This is a genomic window from Pedobacter sp. CAN_A7 (assembly GCF_015752175.1).
GTDB lineage: Bacteria > Bacteroidota > Bacteroidia > Sphingobacteriales > Sphingobacteriaceae > Pedobacter.
The window spans coordinates 303835-329571 of record NZ_JADOUW010000004.1; the positions used below are offsets into that span (position 1 = coordinate 303835).

Sequence of the window (25737 nt, forward strand, 5' to 3'; positions counted from 1 at the left end):
GATGAACATTCCGAATATCAAAGGTTTTGACGAGGCTGCCTTTCAAAAATATTTCAAGAATACCAGCTGGCTCATGTTTGGAAAGATCTTCAGCCTGGCCGTTAACCTGCTTATTATCCGTTACCTGGGGCCTGTTAACTTCGGCGACCTTAGTTTTGCTGAAGCCTTAACCGCCATTATTGCTGCGGTGGGTACACTGGGTTTAGATAGTTTCATCATTAGGGAGATCATCAAAGAACCGGGGCGCAAAAACGAGATTCTGGGCACCGCATTGGGTATGCGCCTGCTGGTGAATGTTTTACTCATCCCCCTTTGTATTGGTGTTTACCTGAGTTTTCACCATTTTTCTGCTAAACCGGGCACGCCCCTCACTCTCATTGTGACGCTGCTTTCTCTGGCTTCATTTTTTAAGTCCTTTAACGTGATTGATTCCTATTTTCAATCGCAGGTCCAGTCAAAATATGTGGTCCAGGTTCAAAATGCCTGCCTGGTGGTTTCTACCATCGTCAAAGTAATGTTTGTATGGCTGCAAATGCCTTTAGTCTGGTTTGCTGCAGCGTTATCTTTCGATGCTTTGATCCTGGCTTTGGGATTAGTCTGGATGTACCATAAACGAGGGTTTAACATGAGGTTGTGGACGTTTAACCTGAATCGTGCGAAATCCTTGCTAAAGCTCTCTTTTCCGCTGATTTTTTCGGCCCTGATGGTATCCATTTACATGAAAATCGATCAGGTGATGTTGAAAAGTGTAGGCAGTGAAGAAGTTGGAATTTACAGTGCTGCGGTAAAAATATCTGAGGCCTGGTATTTCATTCCGCTGGCCATTGTCACTTCCGTATTTCCTGCCCTGGTGAATGCCAGGTTAAATGATCCGTCAAGGTATAAAAAACGACTTTCCAATTTATACGACCTTTTGGTGTACATCAGTCTGCCGGTAGCCCTGTTTTTTAGTTTTTTTAGCACAGACCTGATACACCTGGTTTATGGCAACCGCTATGAAGGTGCAGGCCCTATGTTTAGCATACACATCTGGTCGGGTGTTTTTGTGTTCCTGGGCACAGCAAGTTCACAGTATCTTTTGGCAGAGGGTTACACCATGCTTTCCTTGCAACGCACTGCAGCAGGTGCTGTAATTAATATCTTGCTTAACTTTTGGCTAATTCCCCTCTATGGTGGTATGGGTGCATCTGTGGCCACACTGATTGCCTGCATTGTATCCACTTTCTATATTTTATTTATTCCACGGACCAGAGAACAAGGCATTGTGATGTTAAAATCATTATTTTTGATCTCGGCATTTCAAAAAATCAAATCACATTGAGCACAATAAAAGCATTAGCAGCCCTGATTTCCAAGCCAAACAGGCTTCACGCACTCTTGTCATACGGCCATAAGGGCTACCTGGCTAATATTGGCTGGTTTAAGGCTTTCGACAGCCAGCAGGCCGTAGATGCCAATGGCGAAGCGCTGCCCTGGGTAACCTATAGTTTCATCGATTTTATTAAAGATCGCCTAAATAATACCCAAAAGGTGTTTGAATATGGATCGGGCAGTTCTACCCTATTTTATGCCAAAAGGGTAGCCAAAGTGGTTTCTGTGGAGCATGATGAAAACTGGTACAATAAAATTCTGGGGACCAAACCTCAAAATGCAGAAATGATTTTCACGAAGCTGGAAAAAGGTGGGGAGTACAGTAAAAAAGCGGTGCTTCTTGGCGAGTTATTTGATATCATTATTGTGGATGGCCGCGACCGGGTGAACTGTTGTAAAGAAAGTATCCATGCTTTAAGTGCGCAGGGCGTGTTGGTATTAGATGATTCTGAACGCCCGGAATACGACGAGGCACGTCAGTATTTGAAAAACCAGGGGTTTAAAGAACTTTCCTTTAGTGGTGTTTCTCCCGGACTTTTCTATTTGAAAGCAACATCCGTTTTTTATAAACCTGAGAACTGTTTAGCCATCTAATTGATATGCAAACATTTGCACCCATTGCCCTTTTTGTCTATAACCGGCCAAAACATACGGCCCGTACCTTAAAGTTTCTGCAGCAGAATGCACTGGCAGCCGAAAGCAGGTTGTTTGTATTTTCTGATGGCGCTAAAAGCCAGGCCGACGAAGATCATGTACAGGAAGTAAGGGATTTGTTGCAAAATATCGATGGGTTCAAATCGGTAGAAATCATCAAACGTCCACATAATTTGGGCCTGGCGAATTCCATTATTGACGGAGTGAGCAGGCTGGTAAAAACTTATAAACAGGTGATTGTATTTGAGGATGACCTGATTACTTCGCCACATACGCTGACCTATTTTAATGAAGGGTTAACCCGTTACAAGGAAAACGAAAAGGTGATGCACCTGGGGGCTTATATGTACCCCTTAAAAAATGAAACTTTACCTGAAACCTTCTTTTACAGGGCCGCCACCAGCTGGGGCTGGGCCACCTGGGAAAGGGCATGGTTACATTTTGAGCCTAATATAGACACCTTGATTGCGCAGTTCGATAAAAAGAAAATACATGACTTTTCTATTGACGGCCAGATGAATTTCTGGAAGCAGGTGAACGACTTTAAAAAAGGCAAAAACAACAGCTGGGCCATCCGCTGGTATGCGTCGATATTTTTAAAAGGAGGATTAACTTTAAATCCGGCACAGTCCTTAGTCAACAACATTGGCCATGATGGTTCTGGCATCCATTCGGGAATTAACGACATTTACAATGTGATCATCAACCCGAAACGCATTACCCAGTTTCCCCAGGAAATTAAAGAAAATAAGGCCGCTTATGCCACCATCAAGGAATTCCTTACCCATAGAAAAGGAACGTTCTGGGAACGCCTGAAAAGGTTTATTAACGAAAAGCTGAGTAAATTTTAAAGCGGTTTTCGTGCTTCGAGCAGGATGTAGGGCGACAAAGCCCTGGAGTTAAATGGAACCACTTTAGTGAACACTTTACCGGCAAACCATACCGCCTTTTTAAATAAACGTACCGCAGCAGGTTTTTCTTTCTCATTTTCTAACCAGAGGCTGAAATTGCCGAAATACCTTGACTGTATCACTTCTAATCCGGCTTGTTTACAGATATCGGCTAATAATGACGGATCCATGCAATCAATATTGTGTTTATCGTAATTGGCTTTATCGAAGGTCTTTTGGAACCAGCCGTTCAAGGCTTTGAAATTAGGCAGGGTTAAAAATAAGGTTCCACCGGGTTTAACAAAATTGATATGTCGGTTAATGATATCGGCAGTATCGTTAAAATGTTCAATTAAACCACAGGACAGCACCAGGTCGTAGTGCTGTTCGGGCACATAATGAAACAGATCAGTTTCTATAATATGGATATCGTTTTCCTGCAGACCATTGGTTTGTAGCAGCTTCTGGGTGATGGGTGGATGCACAAAATAATCTAGCAGGGTAACATCGAGTTTTAAATACTTCCTTAAGAAAACCGCATAGTAACCTGGAAAACCACCTAATTCAATGGCGGTTTTAACCTGCTGCTGTTTTACCATGGCGCCCAGCTGCTGGTGAAAGAGGTAGTCGGCCGGAATGTTAACCGCCAGGTCCGTTTTATTCTCCCAATATTTTACCCAAAACGCCCTGTCTGTTAACTGGTTATCCATATACCCCTTTATTTTATTGTTTTTTGTTGTCTTGCGGAGGGTTGAAAAACACTGATGCCCAGGAACAGGCCGCTTCAACGTGCGTGACAAGCAAAAATACACAAAGACTTTTTAATAAAGATTGGCAATAATATGTAATTTTGAGAAATAACATTGATTTGGAGAAAAAATTGAAGGTCATCCACTTAAACACATATGAAGGTAACGGAGGTGCAGGCAGGGCGTGTTTACGCCTGAACGATGCGCTGAATAACAATGGTGCCGAATCGGAAGTGATGGTGTATTACCAGTTTAAGGAAAGTGCGAAAACCACCACCTTTAGCAAAACACCTCTCCAGAAAGCATTTGCCATATTTAACATCCTGGCGGAGCGTTACCTGGTTAAGTTCTTTGTGAAAGCCATGAAAACGCCTTTCTCCCTGCAATGGTTTGGCCGTTCGGTCATTAAACACCCCAAAGTTAAACAAGCCGACATTATCCACCTGCACTGGATAAACCATGGTTTCTTGTCGCCCAGGGTTTTGGCGCAGCTGGAAGATCTGGATAAACCGATGGTTTGGACCTTTCACGACAGCAATGCCTTTACCGGTGGCTGTCATGTGCGATACGCCTGTGAAAACTTCCACAAAGAATGTGGTTTTTGTCCGCTATTGAGGTCCAGTGGTAAAGACGACCTGTCTCGGCAGACCTGGAAACGTAAAAAAGAAGCTTATGCCAACCTTAATTTCCACATTGTTGCCCCTAGCCAGTGGATGCACAATTCTGTGAAGTTTAGCAGTTTAATGGGTGCACGCCAGGTGGTGGTAATACCCAATACCATAGAAACACATGTTTTTAAACCTTATGTGAAAGCTGAGGCTAAGAAAATTCTAAAAATTGCGCCTGAAAAGTTTGTGTTGATGAGTGGTTTTATGCCCTCAACCAACGATAAACACAAAGGTACGGCCTATCTGCTGGAGGCTTTAGTGAAATTTAGCAAAAGACCGGGTGTTAAAAAGGAAAATATCGAACTGGTCATTTTTGGCAATAAGAACCAGGCGGAGCTGCCTGAATTCCCTTTTAAAACGACATTTTTGGGCACCATTGACAATGATGAGCACCTGGCGAAGTGTTATTCTGCTGCAGATGCCTTTTTAAGCGCCTCACTGGAAGATAACTTACCCAATACCGTAATGGAAAGCCTGGCTTGCGCCACGCCTGTGATTGCCTTTAAAACGGGTGGTATTCCAGATATGGTAAAACACCAGCAAAATGGTTTCCTGGCTACCTACGAATCGGCAGTGGATTTGGCCAATGGCATGGAATGGCTTTACCGACTGCAAAACCGGGAGGAGATTCAAAAAGAAGCACGGAGAACCATCTTAACGGAATTTTCGCCGGCCGTGATTGCCGAAAAGCACATCAGCCTGTACCAGTCGCTGATCAATTTACACCCTCATTAATCCCCGTTAAACCCCCGTCATGCAGCCTTTATTAAGCGTCATTACCATTGTATACAATAATGTAAGCGATATTGAACGTACCATGCGCTCGGTGTTAAACCAGACTTACCCCCACATTGAATATATTTTGATTGATGGTGCCAGTAACGATGGTACGCTGGAGGTAATTAACCGCTATAAAAACGAACTGGCAGTAGTGGTTTCTGAGCGGGACAAAGGCATTTACGATGCCATGAACAAAGGGCTGGCCCTTGCTACCGGCGACTATGTGTTATTTATGAACTCTGGGGATGAGATTTATGCGCCGGATACCGTGGAGCAGGTGTTTAGCAGCGCCCCGAACGCTGACATTTATTATGGCGAAACGGAAATGTATAACCAGAACTGGGAAAGTTTAGGTCAACGCCGCCACCAGGCACCGGAAAACTTTAACTGGAAAAGTTTTAAATACGGCATGAATGTGAGTCACCAGGCCATTTACATCAAACGTTCGCTTTGTAGCCCTTACGACCTTCAATACCATTACAGTGCCGATATCGACTGGATTATCCGCGCGGCCAGAAAGTCGTCAACAATTATCAATACCCGCCTTTATGTAGCCAAATACCTGGTTGGTGGCGTATCTAAGCAAAAGCACCTGGCCAGTTTAAAAGAACGTTTCCACATTTTTACGAAGTATTATGGTTTAATACCTAATTTGATCAACCATGTGGTGATTGCGTTGAACCTGGGCAAGTATTTTGTTAAACACCGCCGCACCAATGATTAAACCGTTACGCAAACAATATTTTTCCTGAGTTGTCTTTAATAGAACAAATTGAATGTTTTATTAAAAATAGATAATTATGGGACTACTCACGCATAGAATTATAGCAGTTTTGGCCGTTGACGGATTTGAAGAATCAGAATTGACCGTGCCGGTACAACGCCTGAAAGAAGAAAATGCTACGGTACACATTATATCTGCAGAAATGGGCAAAATACAGCCCATGAAAGGCGATAAGGACTGGACCATTGAAGTTGATGTAGACAAAACGATTGCTGATGCCGATGCCAGCACCTATCATGGGTTATTGTTACCTGGCGGGGTGTTAAATCCTGACACTTTACGTAAAAACGAGGATGCCCTTACCTTTGTAAAAGCCTTTTTTGAAGCGGGGAAACCTGTAGCAGCCATTTGTCATGCGCCACAAATCTTGATTTCGGCAGAAGTGGTGAAAGGACGTAAGCTCACATCGATTCCACACATCAGCATAGACCTTAAAAATGCAGGTGCAAATTGGGTGGATGAAGAGGTAGTGGTTGACCAGGGCTTGGTGACTAGCCGCAGTCCAAAGGACCTGCCTGCTTTTTGCGATAAAATTGTGGAAGAGTTTGCGGAGGGTGTGCATTCCGGACAACACGCTTAACTAAGCCCTTTGCTGGATTTCCACTTTCAAATCCAGTAAAGGAGCCCTTTCACCTCCTTTACTGGACTACCCCCCTCACTTGCACAAAAAAAATCGCTATGTCTGTGAAAAGGCCTAGAAGGCTTTTACCCCTTCCGGTAAAAGTTTTCAGACTTAGAACAGATCATAGCGATTTTTTCAAGCAAGCCTATTTTATGGATTTGTAGACCAAAGAGCGGCTTCTTTAACAAAAACCCTGCGGTTTAACTTCAATTGTGACACGATCAATTCTGCAAAATCTTCTGCCTGCATGACGCGTTCTGGGTTGCCATCGGTTAAGTTTAAATCTTTAGCCATATCAGTTGCGATGGTACTTGGCGTCAATGTACTCACCCGGATGTTGTGTTTACGCACTTCCTGCATCAACGATTCAGACATGCCAATCAATGCAAATTTAGAGGCACTGTAAGCGCTGGTTACCGCATTGCCATTTTTTCCAGCGGTAGAGGAAATATTAACGATATCACCTGTTTTTTTCTCGATCATATCAGGTAATACTGCACGGGTGACATAATAAGGACCAAATAGGTTCACTTTCACAATCTGCTCCCAACGTGCCGGATCAAGTTCCATAAAAGAACCGAAACTGCTTATGCCGGCATTGTTTATTAAGATATCAATTTGGCCTAAAGCATTTTTTACGTTAGCAACTGCTGCATTTACGGCATCGATATCTGCTACATCAGCTACGGTGGTCACTGTTTTAACGCCATATTCTTTTAGTTCATTTGCAACCTGGGTTAAGTCGGCCTGAGTTCTGGCTACCAGACCTACGTTTACGCCTTCCTGCGCTAAGGCAATGGCCAGGGCGCGACCAATTCCTTTACCCGCACCAGTAATCAGTGCATTTTTTCCTTGTAATGATTCCATTGTATCAACTATTTATATTTCAAATTTATAAAAGATATGGTGGTAAACAGACACCATTGGATAAGGTGACAGAAGTTTAACCCGAGCAGATATAGAGGAGGTGATTTTATAAATCAGCCTTAACCTGAGCATTGGCCAAAATAAAAAGCCGCAATTATCAATTGATAACGTGAAAAAATATAAGCCACAAAAAAGCCTGTCATCATGATTAATGAGACAGGCCTTATTAAAGTTAGTATTTAAAACCCGATCAGCTTAAGATTGGAATTTCTTTTGATTTATTTTACGCTCATTTTCATTTAAGTAAATCTTACGAATACGCATGCTTAATGGCGTAATCTCGATATACTCATCAGCCTGGATGTATTCCATAGCTTCCTCTAAAGAGAATTTAATGGCTGGTGCAATACGGGTGTTATCATCTGTACCAGATGCACGCATATTGGTTAAGGCTTTACCTTTAGTGATGTTTACGACTAAGTCGTTATCACGGATGTGCTCACCCACGATCTGACCTTCATAAATATCAACACCCGGATCAACGAAGAAACGACCACGATCTTGTAATTTATCAATAGAGTAAGCTGTTGTAGCACCTTTATCCATAGAGATTAATACACCGTTAGATCTTCCTGGGATGGTACCTTTCCAAGGCTCGTAAGCTTTGAAACGGTGAGCCATAATCGCTTCACCTGCAGTAGCTGTCAATACGTTATTTCTTAAACCGATGATACCACGTGAAGGGATCTCAAATTCTAAGTGTTGTAAATCGCCTTTTGGCTCCATGACCAATAACTCACCTTTACGTTGGGTAACCAGTTCGATTACTTTACCAGATACTTCACCCGGTACATCTACGATTAAGGTTTCAATAGGCTCACATTTTTTACCGTCAATTTCTTTAACGATAACTTGTGGCTGACCTACCTGAATCTCATATCCTTCGCGACGCATGGTCTCGATTAATACTGATAAATGCAGAATACCCCTTCCGTAAACTAAATAAGCATCAGGAGATTCTGTTTCTACCACTTTAAGGGCAAGATTTTTCTCCATCTCTTTATATAAACGCTCTTTAATACGTTGAGAAGTAACAAATTTACCTTCTTTACCGTAGAATGGAGAGTTATTGATGGTGAACAACATGTTCATGGTTGGCTCATCAATAGAGATTACCGGAAGTTGTTCTGGTGCATCGAAGTCAGAAATGGTATCACCGATATCAAAACCATCGATACCTACAACTGCGCAGATGTCACCTGATTTTACTTCAGTAGTACGGATTTTACCTAAACCTTCGAAAGTATATAATTCTTTAACGCGGGATTTAACCACTTTACCATCACGTTTAATTAACGTTACCGGTTGATTTTCTTTAATTACACCTCTGTGTACACGACCAATAGCAATACGACCTACGAAAGATGAATAATCTAAAGAGGTGATTTGCATTTGTAAAGTACCTTCGTTTTCTGGTGCAGCAGGAATGTTTGCGATGATGCTATCCAATAAAGGGAAAATATCAGTCGTTGGCACTTTATAGTCAGTACTCATCCAACCTTGTTTAGAAGAACCGTAAATTACAGGAAAGTCTAATTGGTCTTCAGTAGCTTCCAGGTTAAAGAACAATTCAAAGATTTGCTCATAAACTTCTTCTGGACGACAGTTTTCTTTATCTACTTTATTAACAACAACAATTGGTTTTAAACCAAGAGCTAATGCTTTTTGCGTTACGAAACGCGTTTGTGGCATGGCACCTTCGAAAGCATCGCAAAGCAATACCACACCATCAGCCATTTTTAACACACGTTCAACTTCACCACCGAAATCGGCGTGACCAGGTGTATCGATAATATTAATTTTATAATCCTTGTACTGTACAGAAACATTTTTGGAAACGATGGTAATCCCCCGCTCACGTTCTAGATCGTTATTGTCAAGAATCAAATCACCTGTTTGTTCGTTATCACGAAAGATTGAACAGGTATGTAAAATTTTATCAACCAATGTGGTTTTACCGTGGTCAACGTGTGCTATAATAGCTATATTTCTAATTTTTTGCATATAATGCCTTGTGAATTTTGCGCAAAGATATCGATTTATTTTAATATATAAGCCTAGATGTGACGTAATTGCAGGTTAAATGTCATAAACTTTGTTACCCTTTATTTGTTGTTATGTTAATTAAACCACCTGCAGCTTAGCGCTTACAAAAAGCAAGGACTAAAGGTTTTTGATGGCTAAATGTCTTATGATAAACCATAAATACGGAGAGAAATGAAAGCAGTTTTACTTGGCGCAAGCGGTTTAATTGGAAGCAGTTTACTGCAACAACTTCTGGAAAGTCCACATTATACTGAAGTTTTAGTCCTGGTTCGTAAACCTTTAAACCAGCAGCACCCGAAGTTAACCATGCTGGTGGTTGACTTTGATAAACTAAACGATTATGCGGAAAAGCTGAAAACGGATGTTGTATTTTGCTGCCTGGGTACGACCAAGAAAAAAACACCAGACCCTGAAGATTATCGGAAAATAGACTATCAATACCCACTGGATATGGGCTGGATTGCTTATACCAACGGCGCTTCGCAATACCACCTTGTTTCGGCTATGGGTGCAAATCCGCAATCAAGTATTTTTTATTCGCGACTGAAAGGTGAAGTGGAGCGCGACTTAAAAACAATCCCTTTTAAAAGTATTCATATTTACCGCCCTTCCTTATTGGATGGCGAGCGTAAGGAGCAACGTTTAGGCGAAGGCTTGATGATTTATGCCATGCGTATCCTTAACCCATTGCTGATTGGTGGCTTAAAAAAATACCGGAGTGTGAAGATTGAAAAAGTAGCTGACGCCATGTTACGGCATTCGCTGGTAGACAAACGAGGCATCTTTATCCATCAATCTGATGAACTGCAGGAACCTGCTTAAATGGGGAAAAATGGTGTCGGGAATGCCCAGGTGAGAAAGCCCGGCAAAGCTTTGGCCCAGCTGGAAGGATGATGTTTGCCACCTACCATTTCATAGTAAAAAACTTCTTCGGGACGCGTAAAACCTTTTAACGTCAGCTCCTTGATCACATCGATCGTATCATCAATGGAATCAATGATGTAATTATGGTTACGGTCGGCCGTTTCATCTTCGGTACCTGTCATTAACCAGAATTTCACTCCTGGTTTTATGGGCGTCTGGCGGATTCGCTCGTGTAAAATCCTATCCTGATCACTATAGCCATCTTCAAAAGCTTTTTTACGCCACCAAAAGGCACCAGAAAATACACCTGCCACATCGAATAATTCAGGGTGTTGCCAGGCGATATCGAAAGCCGACAGTCCGCCGAGCGAACAGCCTGCAAAACCACATTTACCTCGGCCTAATGTTTTGAAGGTTGCACTCAGGTATGGCAAAAGTTCTGCAACGACAAACTGTGTATACGCCTCTGCCTTAGCACCACGGCCCATAAAATCAAGCACACCCGCCACACCATATTCCTGAAGGCGATCCTCGCCCGCTTTAATGGCCACGATAAGCAGCGGTTCAATCTTTCCGGCCGATAACAGACTTGCGGCTGTTGATGCCAGCTCCAGGGCCTCTGCCTCCTGTCCATCGTTGAACAACAACAAATGCATGGGTGTTTGTGCCGCAGTGTGCTCCGGGGAATAGATTTCCAGCATCACCTCCCGCTTTAGAAAAGCAGAAGTTATTTGATGGGGAGTATTGATCATTTCGACAGTTAACATAAGGCCTGCAATTTACCAATCTTTATAAAAGATTAACAGATAAGTTTAAATGATTAGGAAAACTGAAATAGAACCGCAATATTTATTAAATAGTATTTGCATCTAATTTTGTACTTGCTTACCTTTTAAAACCAAATAACGATTATGCAAGAAGAGTACCTAAAATGGTTTAGCCCCAATTTAAGTCGGGAGTTTGAAATGCTCACTTTTGGCCATAGCGGCTATCCGATTATACTTTTCCCCACCAGCCAGGGGCGTTATTATGAGAACAAAGACTTCCAGCTGATCCATGCCGTTCAGCATTTTGTAGAAGAAGGCCTGGTTAAAATCTATTGCCCTGACAGCATTGATGCCCTAAGCTGGTACAATAAGTCTGTTCCACCAGCATTTCGCGTAATTAATCACCAATGGTATGAGCGCATGCTTATGGAGGAAATTGTGCCTAAGGCGCTGCAGGAAACCGGAAAAGAAAAGGTAGTGGTTGCCGGTTGTAGTTTTGGTGGTTACCATGCGGCAAATTTTGCTTTCCGGCATCCGGATCTGGTGAGTCATTTATTTAGCATGAGCGGTGCTTTTGATATTCGCGGCCAGCTGGATGGCTTTTATAACGATGAGGTGTATTTTAATAATCCGGTCGATTTTTTACCGGATGCAAATAATCCAGAACTTTGGAATCTAAAAATTGTTCTGGGTACAGCGGAACGGGATATATGCCGGCAGGACAACGAAAAGTTATCGGCCATATTATATCATAAAGGCATGAGCCACTGGTTAGATGTTCGGCAGGATGCTGACCACGACTGGGTGGTTTGGCGGGAACAGTTTCCAGGTTATTTAAGCAAACTTTACCATTAATTTTTTAAAGCGACGACATGAAGAAGATCGGAATACTATTCGGACAGGAGCGATCCTTTCCTGAGGCTTTTGTTAAACGTGTAAATGAACTTGCCCCTGAGGGCATTAAGGCAGAATTTGTTAGCCTGAATAAAGTAATGCAGGCAGAACCTTTAGGCTATGCGGTGATTGTTGACCGTATTTCGCAGGGCGTACCTTTTTACAGGGCTGCGCTTAAAAATGCAGCCATTACCGGCACCGCAGTAATTAACAACCCATTTTGGTGGAGTGCCGATGAGAAGTTTTTTAACAATGCGCTGGCCGTAAAACTGGGCATACCGGTGCCAAAAACAGCACTGATCCCCTCCTACGACCGGCCATCGGATACATCAGAGGCTTCTTTCAGCAACCTGGCTTTCCCGCTGGACTGGGATTCGATATTTGACTATACCGGCTTCCCGGCGTATATGAAACCTTTTGATGGTGGCGGCTGGAAAGATGTGTATAAGCTGCAGGACAAAGAAGATTTTTTTGATAAACATAGCCAGACACAACAGACGGTGATGATGCTGCAGGAAGAGATTGTGTTTGACCAGTATTTTCGCTGTTATTGTATAGGCGGGAAACATGTGCGCATTATGCCCTATGAACCGAGAAATCCTTTTCATTTAAGGTACCAGGTGGAGGGCCCTCCTGCTGATGCGGCATTATTGCAAACCATTCATGGCTACGTAGTGAAGTTAAACGAATACCTGGGCTATGATTTTAACACGGTAGAGTTTGCGGTGAGGGACGGGATTCCTTATGCCATTGATTTCTGTAACCCTGCACCAGATGCGGAAATAACAAGTGTAGGCCAGGAGAACTTTGACTGGGTGGTAGAAACAGCTGCTACTTATGCGATTGAACGTGCGCAAGCCCATCAGGATGGTAAAGACAACCTGACCTGGGGGGAATATGTAAGACGATCAGCATCGGGCACACCATTACAACCAACGGATACTGTTGTTAAGGCAGCGCGTAAGGTAAAGGCATTGGATGCAGATAAAGTTAAAGTGGCGCCAAAAGCGACAAAAGAAAAAATTGCCAAAAAGTCTAAAGGAACAATTTAGGACACAAAAAAATGAATGATTTTACGCTCGGCATAGAAGAAGAATACATGGTGATAGACCCTGTAACCAGGGAACTGACCTCACATGATCAGAAAATTGTAGAAGCTGCACAAAAGATACACAAAGACCAGGTTAAAGCGGAAATGCACCAGGCGGTGGTGGAAGTAGGGACTGGCATTTGCAAAAACACAGACCAGGCGAGAAAGGAAATCAGTCAGCTGCGGCAAACGGTTGCCCAACTGGCCGGAGAACAAGGATTAAGGATTGGTGCCTCGGGTACCCATCCTTTCTCCCACTGGGAAAAACAATTGATTACCGAGCACCCCCGTTACAGTGAGATTGTAAATGAATTGCAGGAAGCCGCACGTTCTAACCTGATTTTTGGTCTGCATGTGCATGTAGGTTTCCAATCGAGGGAGTTGGCGATACACATTGCTAACCAGGTGCGTTATTTCTTACCCCATGTATTTGCACTATCGACAAACTCTCCATTTTGGGAAGGGCGAAATACAGGGTATAAATCATTCCGTACGAAAGTATTTGATAAGTTTCCAAGAACAGGTATTCCAGATATATTTAACAGCATTGAAGATTACGACAGTTATGTGAAATTGCTGATTAAAACGAATTGTATTGACAATGCGAAGAAAATATGGTGGGACATCAGGGTGCATCCTTTCTTCCAAACCATCGAGTTCCGGATTTGCGATTGCCCGATGCTGGTGGATGAAACGATGGCATTTACTGCGCTGTTTCAAGCTTTATGTGCGAAGTTATACAAACTGCGTTTACAGAACCTTAACTTCATCAGTTACTCCCGCGCTTTGATTAATGAGAACAAATGGCGGGCTGCCCGATACGGAATTGACGGAAATTTGATAGACTTTGGTAAAGAAATGGAAGTAAATTGTCGTAATTTGGTGCTGGAACTACTTGATTTCATTGATGATGTAGTCGATGAACTCGGTAGCAGAAACGAAATTAACTATGTCCATAAAATTTTAGCGGGTGGTACCGGTGCCGACCGGCAACTCGCTGTATATGGACAAACCGGCAGTTATGAGTCTGTGGTGGATTATATTACCACCCAAACCCTAACAGGACTATAAAAAAGCATATGATTGAAGAAAGAGAGTTGAAGGTAGCCGTTATTGATATGAATAACGGTGCACCTAACCTTGGCTTGAGGGGTATATTGGATGTTTTGGACCAATTTGGTGTGGATAATAGCAGGGTACTTTCTGTTGATGTATTTGATTTAAGACAAAAAAACGAAATACCGGATATCCAATATGATATCTATATTTCAAGTGGCGGACCTGGAAGTCCGTATGATGGAGAAGGTATGGACTGGGAGCTGGCCTTTTTTAAACTGCTTGATGACATTGATGCCTACAATGAAATGGAAAAGGGCAGAAAGAAATATGTATTTCTAATATGCCACTCCTTTCAGATGGCGTGCCGCAAGTATAAATTAGGTAAAGTGACGCAGCGGAAGTCGACAGCCTTTGGGATTTTTCCAGTGAGCATGACCCTGGCTGGGCAGGAAGACCCGGTGTTTAGTGGATTACCGAATCCCTTTTACGTGGTTGACAGTCGGGATTGGCAAGTAGTATCTGGAGATGAAGACCGTTTTGCCTATACCAGTGCAGAAGTGGCAGCCATTGAGAAGTACCGTCCGGATATTGACCTGGAGCGTTGCATTATGTCGATACGATTTTCTAACCAGGTGATGGGCACGCAATTCCATCCGGAAGCGGATGCCATGGGCATGAAATCATATTTGTTGCAGGAAGATAAAAAGGCGAAGATTATTGAGCTCCATGGGGAAGAAAAGTATGAGGACATGATTCACAGCCTGGATGACCCGGGGCGTATTTTGCTGACCAAGAATATGATTTTACCAAATTTTTTAACTGAAGCTATTCACCAACAAATAGCCGTATAAATATGATTGCAAGGTATAGAAGGAAATTCAACAGTGATTTTACGCATAAAAAATATGATGAATTATTGCAGCACCTCAGTAAGGATTTACCTTCTATTTCTTTTCGTGTGGCAGAGACGCCCATATTTATCCCCAAGGAACTGGCCGAGAAACTGGTTCAGGCTGGTGAAGAACTCATCCAGTTTATAAAAAGACCTGACTTTAAGGACTTGACGCAAGGTGCCATTCCTGACTATTGGAATGTGCCCGGCGAAAATGACCACCCCCATTTTCTCACCTTTGATTTTGCCATTTGTAAAGATGCTTCAGGTACACTCGTGCCTAAATTAATTGAGCTACAAGGTTTCCCATCTTTGTATGGCTTTCAGGCGCATTTGGCGGCGCAATTTGAGAAAGCTTACGACCTGCAGAAACTGGGCGAGCTGAGCCCTTATTTTGGAGCGCTAGACAAAACAGCATATTTTAAGTTGTTGAAGGAGGTGATCATGGGCGATCATGAAGCAAAGGAAGTGGTGCTGTTAGATTTAGATGCCCCCAATCAAAAGACGGCCATTGACTTTTACCTTACCCAAAGGGAATTAGGACTTAAAATATTGAGTCCGACTGACCTGATTCAGGAAGGTAAACAACTTTTTTACCTGGAGCAGGATGAAAAGGTACAGGTAAAAAGAATTTATAACCGTTTAATTTTTGACGAAATCAAGAATCCGGAGGCTTTTTTTAACCAAGGTTTTGACCCTAGAGCGGAACTGGATGTGGAATGGATTACCCACCCCAACTGGTTTTACCGGCTTAGTAAATATACCATGCCCTACTTTAAGGGTGAATTTGTACCAGAAACACAATTTTTACTGGACGTAAAGGAATTACCTCAGGATTTGGAAAATTATGTATTAAAACCCTTATTTTCTTTTGCAGGGCAGGGCGTAATCATTGATGTAACTGCCGACGACATCTACAACATCAAAGACAAGGAAAACTGGATATTACAGCGGAAGGTAAACTACGAACCCGTGGTACAGGCATTGGATGGCGGCGTTAAGGCTGAAATCAGGTTGATGTATTTATGGCCCGATGGCAAAGAACCTGTGCTTTGCATAAACCTGGCGCGAATGAGCCGGGGAAAAATGATTGGCGTACGTTACAACCAGGATTTTGACTGGGTAGGTGGCACGGTAGGTTTAATGGAAAAGTAAATTTACAATTGAAAGACGACTCCATTAAGATTGTTATTTAAATTTGAAATATGGATGTGCAAACGATTTTAGTCATACTTCTTTTTATTGCTGCCCTGTTTTATATAGGTCGTTTAGTTTTTCGTGCAGCGGCCAGTAAAGGTGGCAGTTGTGGTTCTTGTAATGGGAGCCAGTGCAAAATAGATTTTAAGGATGTTAAATAAGTTTAGGGCTTACCTGGAAAAAAGCCTCCCCATTACAGATGCACAGTTTAACCTGATTTCCAAAGATTTACAAATAAAAACTTTCCAGAAGAATGAAATTATTCTGAGCCAGGGCGATGTGTGCAACCGAACATTCTTTGTGGGCGATGGATTATTACGCAGTTATTCCATTGACAGCAAGGGAAAAGTACATATTATACAGTTTGCGCCAGAATTATGGTGGATTTCTGAACGGAATGGTTTACTGTTTAATGAACCTTCTGACTTTTTTATTGATGCCGTTGAGCAGACGACAGCCATTGTGATCCCTAAAGATTATTTTAACCTGGCTATTCCGCATCTTCCCAAAATGCAGGAATTGAATGAAACCATGCTGAACAATTCCATCCGATTTATGCAAAAACGTATTAATATGCTGTTGAGTGCCACGGCTGAAGAAAGGTACCTGGACTTCATCAGGCTTTACCCTAACCTTACCCTTCGTGTACCGCAATGGATGATCGCTTCTTACCTGGGCATTACGCCCGAATCTTTAAGCCGCGTACGTAAAGACCTTGCGCACAAACATTTCCGTCCTTAGGCATTTCTTATCTTACATCAATGCCACCGTCGCAAGATGGCCTTACCTTTGTTGCATACCAATTAAAAAAACAAAACTATGGCTACAACGACATGGACATTAGATCCAACCCACAGCGAACTGGAATTTAAAGTAAAACACTTAATGATCACTACCGTAACTGGATCATTCAATGAATTTACTGCTGAACTAACTACAGAAACAGAAGATTTCAGTGATGCGAAAGTAAGCTTCGAAGCGCAAGTTGCCTCGATTAGCACAAACAATACCGACAGAGATAATCACTTGAAAAGCGGCGACTTTTTTGATGCGGAAACTTACCCAGTCCTAAAATTTGAAGGTGCTTCTTTAGCTAAAGATGGCGATGACTATATTTTATCTGGTGATTTAACAATCAAAGACACCACTAAACCAGTGAAATTAGCTGTAGAATTTGGTGGTATTGCAACTGATCCATGGGGCAATGTTAAAGCAGGATTTACATTAAATGGAAAAATTAACCGTACTGACTTTGGCTTAACCTGGAATGCAGCGCTTGAAACAGGTGGTGTAATGGTAAGTGAAGATGTACGTATATTGGGTGAGCTGCAATTTGTGAAACAAGCGTAACCAGCAACATCCTTCTAAGAAAGCGAGGAATATAATGAATATAGCGGTTAAAGAAGTGGCGTCGGTATTAAACCCACCGGCGCCTCATATGGTGGGCGACGGCTTTAGGGTGCATAATTTTTTCCCTCAGGGTCACAAACTAAAGATGAGTCCATTTTACTTGTTGGACTATAACGCAAAGGTTAATTTTTCTGCCAGGGAGCAGCCCAGAGGGGTTGGCACCCATCCACACCGCGGCTTTGAAACAGTAACCATCGCTTATCAGGGGGCTGTGGCGCATCATGATAGTGCAGGAAACAGCGGTATTATTTACCCTGGCGACGTACAGTGGATGACTGCCGGCAGTGGTATTTTACATAAGGAATACCACGAACAGCAGTATAGCCTTAAAGGTGGTTATTTTCAAATGGTGCAGTTATGGGTAAACCTGCCTGCAGCATTTAAAATGACGACACCTAAATACCAGGGCATCAAGGCATCGGACATTAAAGAAGTTGTTTTGCCGCAAAACCAAGGTACGGTAAAAGTTATTGCAGGACATTTTGACGGCATTGAAGGTGCAGCAAGTACTTTTAGTCCGATGGAAGTGTACGAACTCAGGCTAAATGCCGGAGCCCGGTTGTCTTTAAACTTCCCTGCACCTTACAATACTGGATTATTAGTGATTGAAGGTACTATACAGGTTAATGACCTGGAAAAGGCAAGTGCCGACCAGTTTGTCCATTTTAAAAATGAAGGAACAGCGTTTACGGTCGAAGCACTGGAAGACACGATAGTTCTTGTGCTCAGCGGAGAACCCATCAATGAACCCATTGCCAGTTATGGCCCGTTTTTAATGAACAGGCCAGAAGAAATACAACAAGCGCTAGCAGATTATAACCAGGGTAAATTTGGTTACCTGGAAGAGTAGCGATTAGTGCCTTGGTATACTGTCTGTTCCGGTAGTATCTTTAGAAATGGTTCCACGGCCAGTGTTCACCGCACTGTCTCTAACTCCTGTTCCTTGATATCCGCCTTGTTCACCACCACCATGCATATTGGTGTCGATGCTCACAGAATCTGGAACCTTATCGCTTCCTTTATCTCCAAAAGTGCAGGCCGTAAATAAGGCTGCAGTTGTACCTAGCGTTATCAATTTAAGCAATTTTCTCATCGTTATTAGTTTAGGTTAATTAACGAAGGAAAGTGCTTAATTGTTTGCAAAACGTTGGAGGTCTTTAGACCTTCTCCAATAAACACACCGCATAAGCGACTACACCTTCTTCCCTGCCGATGAAACCCATCTGTTCATTGGTGGTTGCTTTAATGGAGATGTCCTCTACGGAAAGACCCATGGCTTCGGCAATACGTTGTTGCATTTCAGGAATATGGGGGTTGATTTTTGGCGCTTCTAAACATAGTGAGGCGTCAATATTTCCGATGGCAAACCCTTTATCTTTTATTAATTTAACGGTTTCCTTTAACAGGACCATGCTGCTGATGCCCGCCCAGCGTGGATCTGTATTCTGGAAATGGAAGCCAATATCGCGCAGGTTGGCGGCACCTAATAGGGCGTCGCAAATGGCATGAAGTAATACGTCAGCATCAGAATGGCCAAAAGCCCCGCGATGATGGGCTAAATCTACACCACCCACAATAAATGGATGACCATCTTTTAATTGATGAACGTCAAATCCGAATCCTATCTTAATTTTCATGAAAAACGACTTTAATTATGCAAATGGCACTAAGATACAATTTATAATGCCTGCATGGGAAGCCTGGTTAGGCCATTCCTTATTTAAAGTTAAGTAACAGGGTAAACCTTAAGGAGCTGCCCATGGGGTTCTTTTGCTGGTTGGCGATTAAATAAGCAAGGTCTATATCGATAAATTGGTATTTAAAACCTATGCCGGTACTGAGGTAGCTGTAATTGCCTTTTTTTGGGTTCTGGTAAAGGTAACCTGCCCTCAGGGCAAACTGCTGTTGATGTAGGTATTCTAAACCGCCGCCCATGCTTACCTCCATCCTTTCTTCCTTAAAGCCACCGGGCGCATCGGCAAAAGACTTCACTATAGCCGCGGCTACGGGAATAGCTGTGTTAATGGGGTCTGTGGTTGTGGTAGGAAGCAATTGTTTGTTTAAATCAAAAGCCAGGCTAAACTGACTGTCTTCTTGCCAGCCAAAGCTTGCCCCCAAGCCTAACCTGGCATTAGCGGGCAGGAAATAAGGTGTTTCAGATTCGGCGTAAACCATTTTGGTTCCGATATTGGAGAAAGCAAGTCCTACAGAAAGTTTGGTCGGTTTTTCAAACACCTGGTATTGTGCTTGATAGTAAGCAGAAAAATCAACCGCAAAGGCAGTTGCCGCCTGACCGGATTGCCCGGTATTAAGCGGCGCCGTGCTAATACCAGATTGAATATAACGAAGCGAGCCTCCTATAGAAAAGGAATCGCCAAATCGCCTGGCGATGGTGGCATCAATAGCGAAATCATTAGGGCGGTAACTCCCCAGACTTTGTTGTGCTGCATCGGTAAGCTGTACTTCGCCCATGGAGAAATACCTGATGGAGGCACCAATGGTATTCCTATCAGATAACCGGTAAAAACCACTGAGGTAACTGAGGTACATATCGGGCACCATGCTTTTTAGCCAGGGGCTGTAAGCTAAAGAAAAACCATAGGTGGATTGTAGGAAAGCTAGTTTGGAAGGGTTGGTATGCAGGGAATTTGCATCTGGCGTAGTGGCAGCACCTGTTTCGCCCATGGCGGCAGTACGTGCATCGGGACTAATTTGCAGAAATGGAACTGCAGGTCGCTCAACCGGGTGAACAGTTTGCGCAAAGCTTAAAAAGGAAGTGGAAAATATGCTATAAAACAAGAAGGCCAGAAAGAGGTTTTTGCCGGTCATTGGTTACATTAATTTTCATTAATGTAATTTAGTTTTATAAGAATAAAAAAATTATTAAGAAAACTGAAGGAGGATGGCGTTTTTCTCCACTTTATCGCCCTGCACAATGTGAACAGATTTCACCACCCCGTCGGCACTGGATTTAATAATGTTTTCCATTTTCATGGCCTCAAGCACAAGCAGATTATCGCCCTTTTTAACTTCTTGTCCGGCAACAACCATAACATTTAAAACCAATCCAGGCATAGGTGCTTTTATTTCCTTTACTTTATTGGTTTGCAGGTTGTCCATCCCTAATTGTTGCAGCAAAAGGTCGTATTGATCGGCGATAGAAACTACATATAACTTGCCGTTTACCTTTACCTCTACTGTTTTATCTTCCTGGTGGTGCTCCACAATTTCCACATTATACGACTTGTGCTGGTAAATCACGTGTGAAAGTCCTTTTGATAACGCTACCCGATCAACTTCAACAATTTCACCATTCACCTTGACCTGGCTTTTATTTGCTTCAATATCGAAATTATACTGGTCGTTAACTTTTACCTTATACATGTGAGCTGGGTTGGTTTACCTATTGATATAGTTGACTTCAAAACAAGCCGCAAGGGCTGCTGTTTCCGTTCTAAGGCGCGTGTTTCCTAATGTTAAGGGTTGGAAACCCTGAGCCAGTGTGGACGAGATTTCGTTAGGGCTAAAATCACCTTCAGGACCAATTAATATGGTATACCGGCCATGTGGCTGGATCAGTTCGCTGATAAACTGCCGGGGTTCGCCTGCCACACAATGTGCCACCATCTTTATACCTTCCTGTTCTTCTTTCAAAAAATCAGACAAAGTTGTTGCTGGATTTAAAATGGGATGATAGGCTTGTAAGGATTGTTTAACTGCTGCGGTAATGACTTTAAACAGCCGTTCTTCTTTAACGATTTTACGTTCAGAACGTTCGCAGATGATGGGTGTGATTTCATCGATACCCAGTTCGGTCGCTTTTTCTAAAAACCACTCCAGGCGATCAATATTTTTGGTGGGTGCTACCGCAATGTGTAAATGATGGTTACGCTTTTGAAATTCCTGCTGGGCCTGGGTGACCTGAAGGGTGACGAGTTTCTTTCCGGCTACGCTAATTTCTGCTTCGTAAAAGCCGCCTTTACCATCGACCAGGAAAACCTGATCACCGAGATTCAAGCGAAGCACTTTATTACAGTGCCTGCTTTCCTCTTCGTTTAATGTATATTCCTTTGATGTGATATCAGGTGTATAAAATACATGCATAACACCTCTTTTAGTGATTATCTATCATTTCATCTTTTGGTATAACGAGCTCCAGTTTGATGGTCTCTATATTTTGTTCCGTTTTCTTTAAAATCGTAAACAAGTAACCATAACATTCCTCACTGTCGCCAACCTCAGGAATTTTACCAAAGGCATGAGACACCAATCCACCAACGGTATCAAAGTCCTGATTTTCAGGAAGATCATGAGGTAATAACTCATTCACATCATATACCGTAGCATAGGCGTTAATGATAAATTCGTTTTCAGAGATCTTTTCTACATTTGGTTTTTCTTCATCGTACTCATCCTGAATTTCACCAACAATCTCTTCTACAATATCTTCTAAAGTCACCATTCCTGCGGTACCACCAAATTCGTCAATAACGATACAAATCTGGATGCGTTTCTTTTGCAGTTCAGTTAACAGTTCATTAATTTTCTTGGTTTCAGGAACAAAGTAAGGCTTGCGGATAATATCGCTCAGTGTCCATTCTTTATGACTGGCCAACAGGGGTAACACATCTTTGGCATGAATGATACCAATGATTTTGTCAATGATTTCATCATATACCGGAAGACGGGAATAACCTTCAGAAATGATTTTCTGGATGACTTCTTCTTTAGGGGTATTCAGTTCGATGCCCGAGATTTTAGTTCTCGGCACCATGATATTTTTAACCACACGTTCGTTAAAGTCGAATACATTACGAATTAACTCATGTTCATTGGTATCCAATGCACCACTTTCTTTACCCTGATCTAATAGGTAGTACAATTCTTCGGTACTGTGATCTTCATGGCCACCTACGGTGCTCAAACCAATCATGCGAAGCAAGATGTTGGCAAAACCGTTTAGTGCCCAAATGAATGGCCTGAATACCACATAAAATATTTGTAAGGGTACTGCAATAAACAAAGTTGTGGCAACCGGACGTTGTATGGCTATTGATTTTGGAGCAAGCTCACCGAAAACGATGTGCATAACTGTAATAAAAGCAAAAGCAATAATGGGTGAAGCTGTACTTGAAAAAGAAGCAATAAATTGTGGGGTAGAACCCAATGAAGTTAATAGGTTATGTAATAAGTGCTCCATAACAGATTCTCCAACCCAGCCTAGGCCTAGTGAAGCTAAGGTAATACCAAGCTGTGTAGCAGCTAAATATCCATCTAAATGTTGCGTAATGAATTTTGCAATATTAGATACCTTGCTTCCGGATTTGGCTTGAATCTCTATTTGTGACGCCCTTACTTTTACAATCGCAAACTCTGCTGCAACAAAAAAGCCGTTGAGCACCACTAAGAAAAAAGTTAAAAATATCTGAAATCCCATTAAGATTTATTTCTAAATGTCTTGTCGTAAAGTTCTATACTTTCATATATCACTTTGTGAGCGAATTTAACGCCCAATAGGTGTTCAATTTCAACGTTTTTATTTTCCAATGCTTTGTAATCCTGGAAAAAACGAACGATTTCTTTCATCGTATGTGGAGGAAGTTCTGAAATATCATTGATATAGTTTACCGACTGGTCATTTTTTGCTACAGCAATGATTTTATCATCCTGCTCGCCATTATCAACCATATGCATGACACCAATTACCTTCGCCTCAACGATAGATAAAGGATACACATCTACAGAACATAATACAAGGATATCTAAAGGGTCATTATCATCACAATAAGTTTGTGGAATAAAGCCATAATTAGCAGGATACATGACGGATGAAAATAAGACACGATCCAATTTAATTAAGTTTGAATCTTTATCAATTTCGTATTTCGCTTTTGATCCTTTAGGGATTTCAATGATTGCATTTACAAATTCAGGCAAAGTGCTGCCTGGTGAAACATTATGCCACGGGTGGTGCTCGTCTTTTATCATTTTTTTATTAGTCAGTGTTTTTTTTGTTGTCTTTATCTTTCACAACTTTCCCTTTCACAAATGCGATGATCAAAGGAATGGTCGTGATGACGATAAATCCGGTAATTATGTAAAATAAGTAATCGTTAATTTCTTTCTCAAATCGTTTGCCCAAGAAATAACCCAGCAAAGTTAAGGATGTGATCCATATAAATCCACCAGAAATATTATAAAAAGCAAACTTTCTAAAGTCTAACTTTACGACACCAGCAAAAATCGGTGCAAAAGTTCGAACAATCGGTACAAATCTACCCATAATGAGTGCAAATGCGCCTTGTTTGTTATAATATTCTTCGGCAGCCTTTAAATATTTCTTTTTGAAGAAGAAGGTGTCTTTTCTTTGATAGAGCATGGGACCAGCTTTACGACCAAACCAATAGCCAGTAAAGTTACCCAGGACAGCCATAATGAACAATCCGATGACCAATACATAAATGTTAACATCTAGTTTGCCGGTGGCAACAAACATACCTGCAAGGAATAGCAGATAATCGCCAGGAAGAAAAAACCCAAAAAACAAACCGGTTTCCGCAAAAATGACAAACATGACTACGTAAAAACCGCCTTCTTTTAATAATTTTTCAGGATCAATGAAGTGCTGTAATGAATTCCAGAATTCGTGCATAGCTCAAATATCCCTAAAACTACAAATAAATATTAAGAGAAACGTTTATATCAGATTTAAAATAAGTGAAGGATATACCCCAAGTAGCACCGTGATTACGACCGACAATACTAAAACCAGCTTGTATTGAACTGGAGTTGGTAAGTCCACTTCTGCACCTTCTTTGAAATACATGGCCACAATTACCCTAAAATAATAATAGAATCCAACCAGTGCATTTAAAATAGCAAAGGCCACCAGGTAGACATGGTACTCCCCCATCACGTTCAGGAACATCAGGTATTTACCCATAAAACCTGCCGTTAATGGAATACCTGCAAGAGACAACATCGCAATTGTTAAGGCAAAAGCAACAAAAGGACTCTTTTTAGCCAGGCCATTATAGCTATCAAAATGGTCTGAACCCGTTTTTTGTTTAACCAAAATGAGAACCGCAAAAGCGATGATGCTGGCAAAGGTATAGGCGGTTAGGTAAACCAGGGCACTGTTTGACGATTGGCCGCTTAACGTAATGATGGAAAATAAAAGATAACCCACATGGGACACACTGGAATAGGCCAGCATTCTTTTAAAATGTTTCTGAAATAGCGCTGTTACGTTACCTATAAACAAGGTGATACAGGCTAGAGCCATCACGGGTGGCATCCAGAAATCATGTAATGGAGCAAAGGTTTCTGTAAACAGTCGCAATAATGCGGCAAAACCTGCCACCTTAACAGTGGTAGACATGAATGTGGTGATTAAGGTCGGCGCACCCTCATATACATCAGGAACCCAGAAATGAAAAGGTGCTGCACCTACTTTAAAGCACAGGCCAATCATCAATAGAATAATACCTGGGTAAAACAATGGCGAAACTGCATTATAGTTACCTACAAGGTATTCGCTGATCACTTCAAGATCGAATGAGCCCGTTGCACCATAAATTAAGGTGATTCCGAATAGCAAAAAGCCGGTAGAAAAGGCACCCATTAAGAAATACTTTATAGAGGCCTCGTTAGAAGATAAATTACTTTTTCGTATACCGGCCAGGATGTATAAACTTACGGACATGATTTCGACACCAATAAATAACATCGACATGTTTTTGTAGGATAGCATCATGATGACACCAACCAGCGAAAAAAGAATTAAAGTAATGTACTCGGCAATGTTATCGCTGTTTTTAGCAAAATAATTTTGGGAAAGCAACAGGATGAAAAATGTGCTGATGATGGTTAAACCAGAAAATGCCAATGCAAAATTGTCCATTTGCATCATGCCATAGGATACCTGGTTGGTATTCCAGGAGGTGACCACAAAAACTAAAGAAATAAGCAGACCAAAAAGGGAAAGAGGCAATAATGCTTTTTTAGCTTTAAACAAGCCTGCATAAAGTACGACTAAAGCTGTAACCGCAATTGTTATAATGATATTCATTT

29 protein-coding genes are annotated in these 25737 nt (G+C 42.0%); 16 read left to right on the forward strand and 13 right to left on the reverse strand.

Annotation, left to right across the window (positions count from 1 at the left end; translation table 11 throughout):
• The first annotated feature begins 1 nt into the window (after nt 1).
• From IWX76_RS16085 to IWX76_RS16095, 3 genes are read left to right on the forward strand one after another with little or no spacing between them, the layout of a single operon-like run.
• Nucleotides 2–1321 carry a flippase gene (locus IWX76_RS16085; protein ID WP_196861048.1) on the forward strand — a complete coding sequence of 440 codons (1320 nt, stop codon included), beginning with the start codon at nt 2–4 and terminating at the stop codon, nt 1319–1321.
• Nucleotides 1318–1965: an FkbM family methyltransferase gene (locus tag IWX76_RS16090; protein WP_196861049.1), complete on the forward strand. Its 648-nt coding sequence runs from the start codon at nt 1318–1320 to the stop codon at nt 1963–1965. The genes IWX76_RS16085 and IWX76_RS16090 overlap by 4 nt, the downstream gene beginning before the upstream one ends.
• A 5-nt stretch (nt 1966–1970) precedes the next feature.
• Nucleotides 1971–2876: a glycosyltransferase gene (locus IWX76_RS16095; protein ID WP_196861050.1), complete on the forward strand. Its 906-nt coding sequence runs from the start codon at nt 1971–1973 to the stop codon at nt 2874–2876.
• Here the strand turns inward: IWX76_RS16095 and IWX76_RS16100 are convergent.
• Nucleotides 2873–3625: a class I SAM-dependent methyltransferase gene (locus IWX76_RS16100; protein WP_196861051.1), complete on the reverse strand. Its 753-nt coding sequence runs from the start codon at nt 3623–3625 to the stop codon at nt 2873–2875. The two genes, IWX76_RS16095 and IWX76_RS16100, sit on opposite strands and share 4 nt — an antisense overlap.
• Before the next feature lie 140 nt (nt 3626–3765).
• Between IWX76_RS16100 and IWX76_RS16105 the strand changes: the two genes are divergently transcribed.
• The 3 genes from IWX76_RS16105 to IWX76_RS16115 all read left to right on the forward strand — a co-directional run bounded on the left by IWX76_RS16105 (nt 3766) and on the right by IWX76_RS16115 (nt 6476).
• Nucleotides 3766–5067, forward strand: a complete 1302-nt coding sequence (locus tag IWX76_RS16105; protein WP_334642092.1) for a glycosyltransferase family 4 protein — start codon at nt 3766–3768, stop codon at nt 5065–5067.
• A gap of 19 nt (nt 5068–5086) precedes the next feature.
• Entirely contained in the window at nt 5087–5836 is a 750-nt protein-coding gene (locus IWX76_RS16110) for a glycosyltransferase family 2 protein (protein ID WP_196861052.1), read from the forward strand.
• A gap of 76 nt (nt 5837–5912) precedes the next feature.
• A complete protein-coding gene (locus IWX76_RS16115; RefSeq protein WP_196861053.1) occupies nt 5913–6476 on the forward strand; it encodes a type 1 glutamine amidotransferase domain-containing protein in 564 nt (187 codons plus the stop codon).
• A gap of 192 nt (nt 6477–6668) precedes the next feature.
• On the opposite strand, the gene IWX76_RS16120 is transcribed toward IWX76_RS16115, so the two are convergent.
• Together IWX76_RS16120 and typA are read right to left on the reverse strand one after the other, a co-directional pair.
• On the reverse strand, nt 6669–7385 hold the full coding sequence (locus tag IWX76_RS16120; protein ID WP_196861054.1) for a 3-ketoacyl-ACP reductase: 717 nt from the start codon (nt 7383–7385) through the stop codon (nt 6669–6671).
• Nucleotides 7386–7640: 255 nt separating this feature from the next.
• Entirely contained in the window at nt 7641–9449 is a 1809-nt protein-coding gene (gene typA, locus IWX76_RS16125) for a translational GTPase TypA (protein ID WP_196861055.1), read from the reverse strand.
• A gap of 213 nt (nt 9450–9662) precedes the next feature.
• On the opposite strand from typA, the gene IWX76_RS16130 reads away from it, so the two are divergent.
• The gene (locus tag IWX76_RS16130) at nt 9663–10313 is read left to right on the forward strand and encodes an oxidoreductase (RefSeq protein ID WP_196861056.1); all 651 of its coding nucleotides are present in this window, start codon (nt 9663–9665) and stop codon (nt 10311–10313) included.
• Here the strand turns inward: IWX76_RS16130 and IWX76_RS16135 are convergent.
• Nucleotides 10310–11122 carry an alpha/beta hydrolase gene (locus IWX76_RS16135; protein ID WP_334642093.1) on the reverse strand — a complete coding sequence of 271 codons (813 nt, stop codon included), beginning with the start codon at nt 11120–11122 and terminating at the stop codon, nt 10310–10312. The genes IWX76_RS16130 and IWX76_RS16135 overlap by 4 nt on opposite strands.
• Nucleotides 11123–11266: 144 nt before the next feature.
• Here IWX76_RS16135 and IWX76_RS16140 point away from each other — a divergent pair, with 144 nt between their 5' ends.
• From IWX76_RS16140 to IWX76_RS16180, 9 genes are all read left to right on the forward strand, one after another.
• Nucleotides 11267–11977: an esterase family protein gene (locus IWX76_RS16140; RefSeq protein ID WP_196861057.1), complete on the forward strand. Its 711-nt coding sequence runs from the start codon at nt 11267–11269 to the stop codon at nt 11975–11977.
• Nucleotides 11978–11994: 17 nt separating this feature from the next.
• A complete protein-coding gene (locus IWX76_RS16145; protein ID WP_334642094.1) occupies nt 11995–13068 on the forward strand; it encodes an ATP-grasp domain-containing protein in 1074 nt (357 codons plus the stop codon).
• Between the two features lie 11 nt (nt 13069–13079).
• Nucleotides 13080–14177, forward strand: a complete 1098-nt coding sequence (locus IWX76_RS16150) for a carboxylate-amine ligase (RefSeq protein WP_196861058.1) — start codon at nt 13080–13082, stop codon at nt 14175–14177.
• 8 nt (nt 14178–14185) lie between these two features.
• Entirely contained in the window at nt 14186–15016 is an 831-nt protein-coding gene (locus IWX76_RS16155) for a type 1 glutamine amidotransferase (protein WP_196861059.1), read from the forward strand.
• A gap of 2 nt (nt 15017–15018) precedes the next feature.
• Nucleotides 15019–16212 carry a hypothetical protein gene (locus IWX76_RS16160; RefSeq protein WP_196861060.1) on the forward strand — a complete coding sequence of 398 codons (1194 nt, stop codon included), beginning with the start codon at nt 15019–15021 and terminating at the stop codon, nt 16210–16212.
• Nucleotides 16213–16262: 50 nt separating this feature from the next.
• Complete coding sequence (locus IWX76_RS16165) at nt 16263–16415, forward strand: FeoB-associated Cys-rich membrane protein (protein ID WP_196861061.1); 153 nt, start codon at nt 16263–16265, stop codon at nt 16413–16415.
• On the forward strand, nt 16405–16995 hold the full coding sequence (locus IWX76_RS16170; protein ID WP_196861062.1) for a Crp/Fnr family transcriptional regulator: 591 nt from the start codon (nt 16405–16407) through the stop codon (nt 16993–16995). The genes IWX76_RS16165 and IWX76_RS16170 overlap by 11 nt, the downstream gene beginning before the upstream one ends.
• Before the next feature lie 78 nt (nt 16996–17073).
• Nucleotides 17074–17604 (forward strand): YceI family protein, encoded by a 531-nt coding sequence (locus tag IWX76_RS16175; protein ID WP_196861063.1) that lies wholly within the window; start codon nt 17074–17076, stop codon nt 17602–17604.
• A gap of 34 nt (nt 17605–17638) precedes the next feature.
• Nucleotides 17639–18514, forward strand: coding sequence for a pirin family protein (locus IWX76_RS16180; protein WP_334642096.1), 876 nt, complete (start codon nt 17639–17641; stop codon nt 18512–18514).
• A 3-nt stretch (nt 18515–18517) separates the two neighbouring features.
• Here IWX76_RS16180 and IWX76_RS16185 read toward each other — a convergent pair whose 3' ends face one another.
• From IWX76_RS16185 to IWX76_RS16225, 9 genes are all read right to left on the reverse strand, one after another.
• Nucleotides 18518–18757, reverse strand: a complete 240-nt coding sequence (locus IWX76_RS16185; RefSeq protein WP_196861064.1) for a hypothetical protein — start codon at nt 18755–18757, stop codon at nt 18518–18520.
• A 64-nt stretch (nt 18758–18821) separates the two neighbouring features.
• Nucleotides 18822–19301, reverse strand: coding sequence for a 2-C-methyl-D-erythritol 2,4-cyclodiphosphate synthase (gene ispF / locus IWX76_RS16190; RefSeq protein ID WP_196861065.1), 480 nt, complete (start codon nt 19299–19301; stop codon nt 18822–18824).
• A gap of 79 nt (nt 19302–19380) precedes the next feature.
• On the reverse strand, nt 19381–20493 hold the full coding sequence (gene porV / locus IWX76_RS16195; RefSeq protein ID WP_196861066.1) for a type IX secretion system outer membrane channel protein PorV: 1113 nt from the start codon (nt 20491–20493) through the stop codon (nt 19381–19383).
• A 54-nt stretch (nt 20494–20547) separates the two neighbouring features.
• A complete protein-coding gene (locus IWX76_RS16200; RefSeq protein ID WP_196861067.1) occupies nt 20548–21048 on the reverse strand; it encodes a biotin/lipoyl-containing protein in 501 nt (166 codons plus the stop codon).
• A gap of 15 nt (nt 21049–21063) precedes the next feature.
• Nucleotides 21064–21768: a 16S rRNA (uracil(1498)-N(3))-methyltransferase gene (locus tag IWX76_RS16205; protein WP_196861068.1), complete on the reverse strand. Its 705-nt coding sequence runs from the start codon at nt 21766–21768 to the stop codon at nt 21064–21066.
• 10 nt (nt 21769–21778) lie between these two features.
• A complete protein-coding gene (locus IWX76_RS16210; RefSeq protein WP_196861069.1) occupies nt 21779–23101 on the reverse strand; it encodes a hemolysin family protein in 1323 nt (440 codons plus the stop codon).
• Complete coding sequence (locus IWX76_RS16215) at nt 23101–23652, reverse strand: inorganic diphosphatase (RefSeq protein ID WP_196861070.1); 552 nt, start codon at nt 23650–23652, stop codon at nt 23101–23103. The genes IWX76_RS16210 and IWX76_RS16215 overlap by 1 nt, the downstream gene beginning before the upstream one ends.
• A gap of 7 nt (nt 23653–23659) precedes the next feature.
• Complete coding sequence (locus IWX76_RS16220) at nt 23660–24316, reverse strand: DedA family protein (protein ID WP_196861071.1); 657 nt, start codon at nt 24314–24316, stop codon at nt 23660–23662.
• A 45-nt stretch (nt 24317–24361) separates the two neighbouring features.
• Nucleotides 24362–25735 carry an NADH-quinone oxidoreductase subunit N gene (locus IWX76_RS16225; protein WP_196861072.1) on the reverse strand — a complete coding sequence of 458 codons (1374 nt, stop codon included), beginning with the start codon at nt 25733–25735 and terminating at the stop codon, nt 24362–24364.
• Nucleotides 25736–25737 lie beyond the last annotated feature (2 nt).